Annotated in this window: 8 protein-coding genes; 2 read left to right on the top strand and 6 right to left on the bottom strand. The window is 70.1% G+C overall.

Annotation, left to right across the window (positions count from 1 at the left end):
• Window positions 1-11 precede the first annotated feature (11 nt).
• The 6 genes from OP79_RS42780 to OP79_RS42755 form a co-directional block, all read right to left on the bottom strand.
• Entirely contained in the window at window positions 12-1,403 is a 1,392-nt protein-coding gene (locus OP79_RS42780; RefSeq protein ID WP_033328536.1) for an aldehyde dehydrogenase family protein, read from the bottom strand.
• Window positions 1,404-1,546: 143 nt separating this feature from the next.
• On the bottom strand, window positions 1,547-2,896 hold the full coding sequence (locus tag OP79_RS42775) for an ABC transporter ATP-binding protein (protein ID WP_033328535.1): 1,350 nt from the start codon (window positions 2,894-2,896) through the stop codon (window positions 1,547-1,549).
• A gap of 186 nt (window positions 2,897-3,082) precedes the next feature.
• Window positions 3,083-4,318, bottom strand: a complete 1,236-nt coding sequence (locus OP79_RS42770) for an MFS transporter (protein ID WP_063742114.1) — start codon at window positions 4,316-4,318, stop codon at window positions 3,083-3,085.
• A gap of 36 nt (window positions 4,319-4,354) precedes the next feature.
• Window positions 4,355-5,812 carry a CitMHS family transporter gene (locus OP79_RS42765; protein WP_033328534.1) on the bottom strand — a complete coding sequence of 486 codons (1,458 nt, stop codon included), beginning with the start codon at window positions 5,810-5,812 and terminating at the stop codon, window positions 4,355-4,357.
• Between the two features lie 122 nt (window positions 5,813-5,934).
• Window positions 5,935-8,190 carry a molybdopterin oxidoreductase family protein gene (locus tag OP79_RS42760; RefSeq protein WP_033328533.1) on the bottom strand — a complete coding sequence of 752 codons (2,256 nt, stop codon included), beginning with the start codon at window positions 8,188-8,190 and terminating at the stop codon, window positions 5,935-5,937.
• Window positions 8,191-8,319: 129 nt separating this feature from the next.
• Window positions 8,320-8,940, bottom strand: a complete 621-nt coding sequence (locus OP79_RS42755; RefSeq protein WP_033328563.1) for a TetR/AcrR family transcriptional regulator — start codon at window positions 8,938-8,940, stop codon at window positions 8,320-8,322.
• A 322-nt stretch (window positions 8,941-9,262) separates the two neighbouring features.
• On the opposite strand from OP79_RS42755, the gene hmgA reads away from it, so the two are divergent.
• Window positions 9,263-10,579, top strand: a complete 1,317-nt coding sequence (gene hmgA, locus OP79_RS42750) for a homogentisate 1,2-dioxygenase (protein ID WP_033328532.1) — start codon at window positions 9,263-9,265, stop codon at window positions 10,577-10,579.
• 28 nt (window positions 10,580-10,607) lie between these two features.
• A complete protein-coding gene (locus tag OP79_RS42745; protein WP_033328562.1) occupies window positions 10,608-11,354 on the top strand; it encodes a GntR family transcriptional regulator in 747 nt (248 codons plus the stop codon).
• Window positions 11,355-11,605 lie beyond the last annotated feature (251 nt).

The following is an 11,605-nucleotide window of genomic DNA, read 5'->3' as shown; positions in this document are numbered from 1 at the left end:
GTCGGCGCTCCTCAGAACTGGAGGGACTTGGTCTGGAGGTACTCCGCAAGCCCGTGTGAGCCCAGTTCCCGCCCCACGCCCGACTGCTTGTAACCGCCGAACGGCGCAAGGTGGTTGAAGCGCCCGCCGTTGATGTCCACCTGTCCGGTGTCCAGTTGGCGTGCGAAGGCGACCGCCTCGGTCTCGTCGCCCGCCCATACGGCGCCGGCGAGCCCGTACACCGTGCCGTTGGCGATGCGCAGGGCGTCCGCCTCGTTCTCGTACCGGAGGATCGACAGGACGGGTCCGAAGATCTCTTCCTGGGCGATCGTCATCTCCGGAGTCACGTCGGCGAAGACGGTGGGGCTGACGAAGTAGCCCTGTTCGCGCGGGGATTCGGGGCCGCCCGCGACCAGCCGCGCGCCCTCCGCGACGCCCTTCTCGATATAGCCGCGCACGCGCTGCCGCTGCTTGGCGTTGACGAGCGGGCCGATGCGGTCGCCGTACTTCGCGGCGGCGTCGGCGGCCAGCTCGACCGCCTCGTCGTACCGCGAGGTGTGCACCAGCATGCGGGTCCAGGCGCTGCAGGTCTGGCCGGAGTTGGACATCACGTTGGCCACGCCGACGTTGACCGCCTTGGCGAGGTCGGCGCTCGGCAGGATGACGTTGGCGGACTTGCCGCCGAGTTCGAGGGCGACCCGCTTGACGGCCGCGCCCGCGGTCGCACCGATCTGCCTGCCGACCGCCGTGGAGCCGGTGAAGGAGACCAGGTCCACACCGGGGTGCTCGGCGAGGGCCTGGCCCGCGACCGGGCCGAGGCCGGTGACCAGGTTGAAGACGCCGGCCGGTACGCCCGCTTCGTGTACCGCCTCGGCGAAGAGCTGGGCGGTCAGCGGGGTGTCCTCGGCGGGCTTGAGGACGATCGTGCAGCCCGCGGCCAGTGCGGGGGCGACCTTGTTGACGATCTGGTGCAGCGGGTAGTTCCACGGTGTGATCGCGCCGACCACTCCGACGGGCTCCAGGCAGACGGTCGAGTTGCCCACCTTCTCCTCGAAGGCGTACGTGGCGGCCAGTTCGGCGTACGAACCCGTCACCAGGATCGGCAGTCCCACCTGCACCCTCTGCGAGAACGGCAGCGGCGACCCGAGTTCGGCGGTGACGGTTTCGGCGATCTCGTCCTTACGGGCGACGAGGATGTCCCGCAGGGCCGCCAGTCGGGCCCCGCGTTCGGCGGGCTCGGTCGCCGCCCAGCCGGGGAGTGCGGCACGGGCGGCGCGTACGGCGGTATCGATGTCCTCGGCGGTGCCCGCGGGAACCGTGGCGATGAGTTGCTCGTCGGCGGGGTTCACCACCGCGATGCCGGCATCCGTGCCGGCACCGTCGCGCCACTCGCCGCCGATGTACATGCCGTCGTGGGCCTTCATGGCTTCCTCCCGGGCTGATCCGTCGTCCGCCGCCCAAACTAGCGGTGTTAGTTTTCGTACGCCAGGGGCGGCTGAGCCCTCACGTGCTCAGGAGTACACCCGGATCGGCTCGCAGGCGCGGTGGGGATCCATGGCGGCCGTTTTCACTCTCCCAGGTCCGGCAGGTGCTCCGGGGCCGGGGAGATGCGCTCCCCATGCTGGTCGAAGACGAAGAGGTGGTCGATGTCGACCAGGAGGGGAACCTGCATGCCGTGACGAAGGTCATGGTCGGGGGTGGTGCGCACCACCAGATCGCCTGTGTCGGTGGGCAGTCGCTCCTCGGCGGGCACGTACGCGTCGCCGTCGCGGTCGCCGTCGCGGTCCAGGGTGACCACGGGTCCGGCCCGCAGGGAGCCCGCGCGTTCCCTCAGCCGGCCGAGCACGCCCACCGGGCTCTCCCTGCGGCGGCGCCCGGGCTGTTGCGGGCGGGGCGCCTCCAGTTCCGGTACGACGGCGGGCTGCGAGCCGGTGTTGAAGTGCACCAGCACCTCGTGCCCCTGGTACTCGACGTGCTCCACCAGGCCGCTGATCGGCACCTCGCCGGGTCCGGCCGCGGAGCGCGGGGCCAGGCGTACGGCTTCCGAGCGCAGGCCGACGATGACCTCGCGGCCCTGCTGGACCCGCAGCAACTGGTGGTCCAGGCACAGGGGTTCGGGCAGCCGCAGCGCCTGGCGGCCGAGGCTGATCGACATCGCTCCGTCGAGCGGCGCGCGGACGACGCCGCGCAGCAGGTTGATCCGCGGGGTGCCGATGAACGCGGCGACGAAGACGTTCACGGGCAGCGCGTAGACCCTGCGCGGGGTGTCCACCTGCTGGAGGATGCCACCGCGCAGCACCGCGACCCGGTCGCCGAGCGACATCGCCTCGGCCTGGTCGTGGGTGACGTACACCGTGGTGGCGCCCAGCTCCCTGGTGATCCTGGAGATTTCGGCCCGCAGGTGGTTGCGGAGCTTGGCGTCCAGGTTGGACAGCGGCTCGTCCATCAGAAAGGCGGACGGGTTCCGGACGATGGCACGGCCCATGGCTACTCGCTGGCGTTCGCCGCCTGACAGCTGGCCGGGATAGCGGCCCAGCAGGTCCTGGATGCCGAGCATCCGGGCCGTGGCGTCCACGCGCGGGGCGGGGTCCTCCCCGCGGGCCTCCAGGCGCAGCGGAAAGCCGATGTTCCCGCGGCTCGTCATGGTCGGGTACAGGGCGAAGTTCTGGAAGACCATGGCCATGTTGCGCTCGCTGGGCTGCAGGTCGGTGGCGTACTCGCCGTCGAGGTACACCTCGCCCTCGGTGGGCTCCTCCAGTCCGGCGATCATTCTCAGCACGGTCGACTTGCCGCAGCCCGAAGGGCCGAGCAGGACGAGGAACTCGCCGGGCCTGATGTCGAGCGACAACTGCTCCACCGCGCGGGTGCCGCGCAGGTACGACTTGCTGACACTCTTCAGGGAAATGGCGCGTGTCATGCGGTGCTCCCGGGGCTTCCGGTGCTCTTGCGCGGATAAGTCGTGAGAGTCACGGAAGCTAACGGACTGCGCATGCGCTGGGGAAGAGCAGCGGAGGGATTGATACAGGCCGGTTGTCGGCCATGCGGAAGAGGAGATTCATCTTCCGCACGGATTCCGCACGGAGCGCGCTCACTGTGCGCCGGATCAGCGTCTCTCGGGGTGCGGTGTGGACGACGTACGCCCGGCACGTTCCTCTTCCGGTTCGGACCCGGCAGCCGTACGCCCCTGCCGTAGCCCCAGCCCCGACGCGATCACCAGCAGCGCGCCGAGCATCACGAACGGCGCCGCCACCCCCGCGACTCCCGCCACAAGGCCCGCCGCGGCCGGTGCGGCGACCTGGCCCAGGCGGTTGCCGGTCAGGCGCAGGGCGAGGGCTGTGGAGCGGGCGTCCTCGGGGGCCGCCTGGACCACCGTCGTCATGGACAAGGGCTGGCCCACGCCCAGGCAGAAGCCGAGTGCCGCGAGGATCAGGGCCAGCGCCCAGACCGGGACCGGCAGCGCGATACCCGCGCACAGCACGGCCCCCAGCAGACAGGTCGTGGCGAGAAGGGCGGCTCGGCCGAGCAGGCGCAGCATCGGTGTGATCACCAGGCGGCAGGCGATCGTCGCCGCCGCGCGCAGGCTCAGCAGCAGGCCGATGACGGACGGCGGGATGCCGCGGTGCTCACCGACCACCGGAAGGTACGCGGTGAGGATGTCCGTCGCCGAGAGGACGGCGAGGCTGATGAAGATGCCCGCGGGTACGCCCGGGGTGCGCAGGATGCGGTGTACGGGGACGCGTTCCCCTTGGGACGTACGGGACTTGGCGGGCGTACGGTGCTCGATGCGCCACAGCGAGGTGAACGCGACCGCGGCTCCCGCGCCCGCGACGAGCAGCGCCAGCGCGCTGGTGCCCGCCATGTCGGGGCCGCCGATCAGGGCGCCCGCGGCGATCGGTCCGACCAGTTGGCCGAGGGAGGCGCCGATGGTGAAGTGGCCGAAGTTGCGGTCCTGTTCGTGCGGGGCAGACTGGCGGGCCACGATCGACTGCGCGCCGATCACGAAGCAGAGGTGACCGAGGCCCATCACCCCGCTCCATGCCGCCATCGCGAGCAGCGAGTTCGCTATGCCGCTGAGTGCGCAGCCGCCGGCGATCAGTACGACGCCGATGGGCAGCAGGGGCGCGCACCGGCCCTGGTCGGTCCTGCGGCCCAGCGGTACGGCGACGAACAGCGGCAGCAGCGCGTACACGCCCGCGATCACACCGATCGCACGCTCGTCCGCGCCCAGCGCGAGGGCCCGGTAGGAGACGGCGGGCCGCGCCATCGACACCGCCCCCTGCGCGAAGCTGAAGGCGATGACGAGGCGGAGCAGCCAGCCGCGGTTCCCACCGGGCCTCACGGTGTCCTCCAAGAGATGGGGGTCGGAAGAAGGGGATCAGATGATTCCGAACAGGATTCCCGCTCCGAGTACCACGAGGGAAGTCAGCGCAGCCCACTTGACCACGAACTTGGTGTGGTCGCCGAACTCCACCTTCGCCATACCCACGAGGACGTATACGGCGGGCACGAGCGGGCTCGACATGTGCAGCGGCTGGCCGACGAGCGAGGCGCGGGCGATCTCCAGCGGCGAGACACCGTGTGCGGCGCCGGCCTCGGCGAGGACCGGCAGGACTCCGAAGTAGAAGCCGTCGTTCGACATGAAGTACGTGAGCGGCAGGCTCAGGAAGCCGGTGACGATCGCCATGTGCGGGCCCATGCCCTCGGGGATGCCGTCGACGAGCCACTTCGCCATGGAGTCGACCATGCCGGTGCCCTGAAGGACGCCGGTGAAGACGGCGGCGGCGAAGACCATCCCGGAGACGTTGAGGACGTTCTCTGCGTGGGCGCCGAGGCGGGCCTTCTGGTCGGGCATGTGCGGGAAGTTGACGGTGAGCGCGAGCGCGGCGCCGAGGATGAACAGGACCGGGATCGGCAGCCACTCCATGATCATGGCGGTGAGCAGGGTCACCGTGAGCAGCGCGTTGAACCAGTACAGCTTGGGGCGCAGCGTCGGGCGGTTGGGGTCCAGGCCCTGGAGTCGTACGTCGTCCTCGTCGCCTGCGGCCTCGGAGGCGTCCGTTCCGGATCCCGCGCCACCGGTGGTCTTGCCCGTACGGCCCTTGCCGTCACCAGAGCCGGCGGAACCGGCACCGGCACCCACCAGCACCGTCTCCGTCTCCGGCTGCTCCTCCTTCTCCAGGATGCCCTTCTCCGTCTCCAGGACCTCGTCGAGGCTCAGCACGCCGAGCCGCTTGCGCTCGCGGAGGCCGAGTACGTACGAGAGGAAGATGACGAAGAGCAGGCCGACGGCGAGGGCCGGGATCATCGGGACGAAGATGTCGCCGGCGTCGAGCTTGAGCGCGGTGGCGGCGCGGGCGGTGGGGCCGCCCCAGGGGAGGGTGTTCATGACGCCGTTGGCGGTGGCGGCGACGCCGGTCATCACGACCAGGCTCATCTTGAGTCGCTTGTAGAGCGGGTACATCGCCGAGACCGTGATCATGAAGGTGGTCGAGCCGTCGCCGTCGAGCGAGACGATCGCGGCGAGCAGGGCCGTACCGACGACGATGCGCAGGGGGTCGGCCTTGCAGAACTTCAGGATGCCCCGCACGATCGGGTCGAAGAGCCCGACGTCGATCATGACGCCGAAGTACACGATGGCGAACATCAGCATCGCGGCGGTGGGCGCGAGTTGGCCCACTCCCTCGATGACGTAGTCGCCGAGATGGGCACCCTTTCCGACGAACACACAGAAGAGTGCCGGGATCAGTACGAGCGCCGCGATCGGCGACATCTTCTTCATCATGATCAGGACCAGGAAGGTCGCGATCATGGCGAAGCCGAGGATGGTCAGCATGAGTGGATACCTAACGTTCGCCCTTGAACAGCCACCAGGGCCGGCGGTTGGGGCGACGTTAGGGCGCTCGTGGAAGCGTTAACAAGATGTTGACGCGAGAGCAATAAGCGCAAAACTACTGGTCAGGGCGTTGTCCCTGTTGGCGCGACCTCGACGGGTATGCCATTGAGGACCGCGTTGCCCGACAGCGGGTCGAGCAGAGAGCCGTCGAGAAGCTGGTTGACGTTGACTCCGGGCTCGGCGGCGGCGTGGTTCATACGGGTGCCCGGCCGGTCGTGACCCCAGCCGTGCGGGAGGCTCACGACCCCGCGCCGGATGCCGTCGGTGACCTCGGCCGGAGCCGTCACCTCTCCCCCGGCGCCCTTGATCCGTACGGCGCTTCCATCCGCGATCCCGAGACGTGTGGCGTCGTCGGGATGGATGTGGACGGTGCAGCGATTCGTACCGCCGGTGAGGGCGGGGATGTTGTGCATCCAGCTGTTGTTGGAGCGCAGATGACGGCGGCCGACCAGGACCAGGTCGTCGGGGCGCCGGTGCAGAGCGTCCCTGAGGCGTGGCAGGTCGTCGGCGATCGGCTGCGGCAGCAGTTCCACGCGTCCGCTGCGGGTCTTGAGGGGCTGGGGCAGGCGCGGCTGGAGGGGGCCGAGGTCGATGCCGTGCGGCTGGTCCAGCAGCTTGTCCAGGTTCAGCCCTTCCGGTCGTACGCCGAATCCGTCGCCGTACGGGCCGAGGCGCAGCATCATGTCGAGCCGTCGCTCGGGGCCGTTGTCGCCGGTGAGTGCGGCCGCGAGCTCGCGGGGGTCGCGGCCGTGCACCGGAGAGTGCGATTCCTTGACGGCCTTGCCGAGGGTCTGGTCGATGACCATGGCGTCCACGGCGGAGGGATCGGCGCCGTGCATGCCGGTCGCGGCGAGGACGAGCCGGGCGAGGATCTCGGTCTCGGCCATGCGGCCGGGTTCGAGGGGGACGGCGGCGCGGGTGTAGCGGACCTGGTTGCGTACGGCGAGGGTGTTGAAGGCGAAGTCGTGGTGCGGGCTCTGCGAGGGCGGGGGCGGCGGCAGCACGACGTGGGCGTGGCGCGAGGTCTCGTTCAGGTACGGGTCGACGCTGACCATGAAGTCGAGCGAGCCGAGGGCCTTGTCGAGGCGGTCGCCGTCGGGCGCGGACAGGACGGGGTTCGCGGCGACGGCGATGAGGGCGCGGACGGGTTCGCCCTCGGCGGTGGCGGTGTCGATCTCCTCGGCGAGCGCCGCGATGGGCAGTTCGCCCTTGGCTTCCGGGTGGCGGCTGACCCTGCTGTGCCAGCGGCCGAGGGCGAAGCCGCGGCCGGGTCCGGCGGGGCGGGGCGTCTTGTCGGTGGCCGCCTGCGGGAAGAGGGCGCCGCCGGGCCGGTCGAGGTTGCCGGTGAGGATGTTCAGCACGTCGACGAGCCAGCTGGCCAGGGTGCCGTGCGGGACCGTGCAGCTGCCGATGCGGCCGTAGACGGCGGCGGTGGGCGCGGCGGCCAGTTCGCGGGCGAGCGTACGGATCGTAGCGGCGTCCACGTCGCATGCCCCGGCGGCGGCTTCGGGGGTGAAGTCCCGTAGCGCATCGGGGAGTTCGTCGAGTTCCTGCACCAGCCCGGCGAGTTCGCCGAGGTCGGTGAGCTTCTCCTCGAAGAGGACGTGCGCCATGGCCGCGAGCAGCAGGGCGTCGGTGCCGGGGCGGATCGGGACGTGGCGGTCGGCGAGTTTGGCGGTACGGGTGCGGCGCGGGTCGATCACGGTGAGGGTGCCGCCGCGCGCCTTGAGGGCCCTGAGCTTGCCGGGGAAGTCGGGTGCGGTGCACAGACTTCCGTTGGATTCCAGGGGGTTGGCGCCAATCAGCAGGAGGTGGTCGGTGCGGTCCAGGTCGGGTACGGGGATCGCGTTCGCGTCGCCGAAGAGGAGCCCGCTGGAGACGTGCTTGGGCATCTGGTCGAGCGTGGACGCGGTGAAGATGCTGCGGGTGCCGAGGGCGCCGAGCAGGACGGTCGGGTAGAGGGCGCCGGCCATGGTGTGGACGTTCGGGTTGCCAAGGACGACGCCGAGGGCGTGCGGTCCGTACGTCTCGACGATGGGCCGCAGCCCTGCCGCGACCGCGTCGAACGCCTCGTCCCAGGTCGCCTCGCGCAGCTCACCGTCCTTGCGCACCAGAGGCGTACGCAGCCGGTCCGGGTCCGCGTCCACGGCTCCGAAAGAGGCACCCTTCGGGCAGATGAACCCCTGGCTGAACACGTCGGCGCGGTCGCCTCGGGCGCCGGTCACCCGAGTGCCCTCGATGGTGAGCGTCAGGCCGCAGGTGGCTTCGCACAGGGGGCAGATGCGCAGGGCGGTGCGGGAGTCGGTGGTGGTGGACACGGGTCCTCCGGAGTGGTGGCGACGTCGGCACGCGAACTGGCGTCGAGCATACCGAGCGGTATGTCATCTGGGGAGTCCTGGCGAGAGTCGCCTCGGACACTCCTGTGCCCTTCAGCTGCGGATCGCACTTCAGTCGAGCACGCGCGCCAGGTACGACCGCAACAGCTCCCGCGTCTCCTCGATGATCCGTTCGTCGCCCGACGGGTCGAGGCGGAAGGCGAGTTGGACGAGGGTGTCAGCGGCCTCGACGGCGACCAGGAAGGTGCGGCGGAGGTCGTCGTCGGGTTCGCGGTCGAGGTAGGCGGAGAGCATGTCGGTCAGGCGGTCGGCGACGCGGGTGTTGGGTTCGGCGTCACGGGTGCCTACGGGTATCTGGTTGCCGAAGTCGACGAGGGCGAAGCCGGGCGCGGTGCGCTTCATGACGAGGTACTCCTCGAGCACGGCGTCCATGGCCGCGCGCCAGCCTCCCTCCCCGCCGGCCGCTTCGAGGCGGTGGGTGACGCGCTCGGCATAGCGGTCGAGGTTCCGCTGGGCGAGTGCGTCGGCCATGGCGCGCTTGTTGCCGAAGAAGCGGTACACGGAGCCGATGGGGACGCCGGCGCGCACGGCGACGGCCCGGGTACTGAGGGCGTCGTAGCCCACCTCGTCGAGGAGGTCGGCGCAGGCGTCGAGGATCCTGGTCAGTCGTTCCGCGCTCCGGCGCTGGACGGGAGCGCGGCGCAGCGAGGTCGCTTGGGGCACGGACATCATCATGCCTCTCCGCCGGGGTTCGGGGAACCGCGCCCCCCAGTACGCCGGTCGGCTCCCCGCCCGCTCACCTGCGGGGTCGGCGTGGAGGCAGTCGTCACGGCGAGGAATGCGCGCGTCCACGACATGTCGGGGGCATCAGGGCACCGCCCTGACAGGCGGATCCCCCTGAAGTCCGGCTCTTGGGTACTACAGCGGTCTTGGCGTGATCGCGCCGTTCGCCTCACCCACGTCTTGCGTACCTCTCACCCACGTCTTGCGAAGGGAAATCCTGAATCCTACGGTGTTACATAGGAATCAGGAGCGAGGGCGCAAGGGAGCGACCATGAACGGGGATGCGCGGAAGACCGCCGAGGCATTGACGTACCTCTCGGGATTCGGCAATCAGCACAGTTCGGAGGCGGTGCCGGGCGCGCTGCCGATCGGCCGCAACTCGCCGCAGCGCGCACCGCTCGGGCTGTACGCGGAGCAGCTGAGCGGTTCGGCGTTCACGGAGCCGAGGGCGTACAACCGCCGCTCGTGGCTGTACCGGATCCGCCCGTCCGCCGCCCACCCGGCCTTCGCCCGGACCGACAACGGCGCCCTCCGCACGGCGCCCTTCACGGAGACGGCGCCCGACCCGAACCGGCTGCGCTGGAATCCCCTGCCGGAGCCCGAGCCGGGCACAGATTTCGTACGGGGCCTGTGGACCCTCGGCGGCAACGGCGACGCCACGCAGCGCACCGGCATGGCCGTGCACCTTTATCACGCCAACTCCTCGATGCGGCGCGTGTTCAGCGACGCCGACGGCGAGCTGCTGATCGTGCCGGAGCGCGGCGGGCTGCTGCTGCGCACCGAGTTCGGACTGCTGCATGCGGAGCCCGGGCATGTGGCGCTGATTCCGCGTGGGGTGCGCTTCCGTGTGGAGCTCCTCGACGACGTTGTACGCGGCTACGTGTGCGAGAACTACGGAGCCCCCTTCCAGCTCCCCGAGCTCGGCCCGATCGGCGCCAACGGCCTTGCCAACGCACGGGACTTCCGGGCGCCCGTCGCCGCGTACGAGGACGTCGAGGGCCCGGTGGAGGTGGTGAACAAGTTCTGCGGGAACCTGTGGACCGCGACGTACGACCACTCGCCGCTCGATGTCGTCGCCTGGCACGGCACCCATCTGCCGTACGTCTACGACCTGCGCCGTTTCAATGTGCTCGGCTCCATCAGCTACGACCACCCGGACCCGTCGATCTTCACGGTCCTGACCTCTCCGACGGACACCCCGGGCCTCGCGAGCGTCGACTTCGTCGTCTTCGCGCCGCGCTGGCTGGTCGGCGAGGACACGTTCCGGCCGCCGTACTTCCACCGGAACGTGATGAGCGAGTACATGGGGCTCATCGAGGGCGCGTACGACGCGAAGGCGGAAGGCTTTGTTCCGGGCGGGGGTTCGCTGCACAACATGATGTCGGCGCACGGGCCCGACCGGGAGACCTTCGACCGGGCGAGCGCCGCCGAGCTGCGGCCGCAGAAGGTCGACGACGGCCTGGCCTTCATGTTCGAGACGCGCTGGCCGGTGACTCTCACGGCACAGGCGGCACGAGCGGAACACCTGCAACGCGCGTACGACGATGTATGGCAGGGCCTCGAACGTCACTTCGGCCCGTTGCACTGAACGCCCGTTGACCGGTACGGATACCTTCGTGACCTCATTCGCCCCGGACTCGATCGTCCTGAACCGCAAACTGCCGCTCTGGTATCAGGTGTCGCAGTCCCTGCGCGCCTCGATACTCGGGCGCTCGCCGGAGGACCCACTGCGCCTGCCCACCGAGGAACAACTGGCGGGGCACTACGGGGTGAGCGTGCTGACCATGCGGCAGGCGCTCAAGGAACTGGAGGACGAGGGCCTGATCACCCGCCATCGCCGGCGCGGCACGTTCATCGAGCCGAGCGCCAGGCGGGGTGCGCCCGTACGGCTGTTGGGCTCGGTGGACGCGATCGTGGCCCAGCAGTCGGGCATGACGACTCAGCTGCTCGGCCACGGCAAGGCGCCCGTGTCGGCCGAACTCGCCGAGTATTTCCCGGAGCTGGCCGAGGTGGCGACGTATCACCGGCTGCGCAGCGACGAGAAGACCGGTGAGCCGACGAACCACGCCCGCAACTACGTGCGGCCCGAACTGGCCGAGCGCATCGACCTGGACGATCTGGCCCGCTGGCCGATGACGAAGGTGCTGCGGGACGTTGTCGGTATGCGGATCAGCCGCATCACCGACACCGTCGAGGCGCGGCTGGCCGATCCGGAGACGGCTCGCCTCCTCGAGGTGCCGCTGCTCAGCCCGATCCTGCGCTATACGGGTGTCGCCCATGGTGAATCCGGCCAGGTGCTGGATGTGGCGGTCATCCATTACCGCGGCGACCGCTTCTCGTTCACGGTCACGCTGGACGCGTAGGCGCTCCGCTGGTTGTGCGGTTTTGGGTGCGGGTGCGTCGTGGCTTCCGGCGGTTGGGCGGGGCGCCTACGGGGGTGGTGGGTTCGGTTTGTTGGCGACTGCGGGCCGTCTGTGGCTGGTCGCGCAGTTCCCCGCGCCCCTGGGTGGGTGGGGGGTGCGGGGTCGTGGGCCGGTGCGTCAGCCCGTCGCAGGGCGGGCGTACGCCCCTGGGCTGGTACAGGGTGCGGGTTCTCCGAGACCGGAGCTAAGCG

The organism is Streptomyces yerevanensis (genome assembly GCF_000716805.1).
GTDB lineage: Bacteria > Actinomycetota > Actinomycetes > Streptomycetales > Streptomycetaceae > Streptomyces > Streptomyces flaveus.
This window is presented reverse-complemented; position numbering and strand designations above follow the sequence as displayed.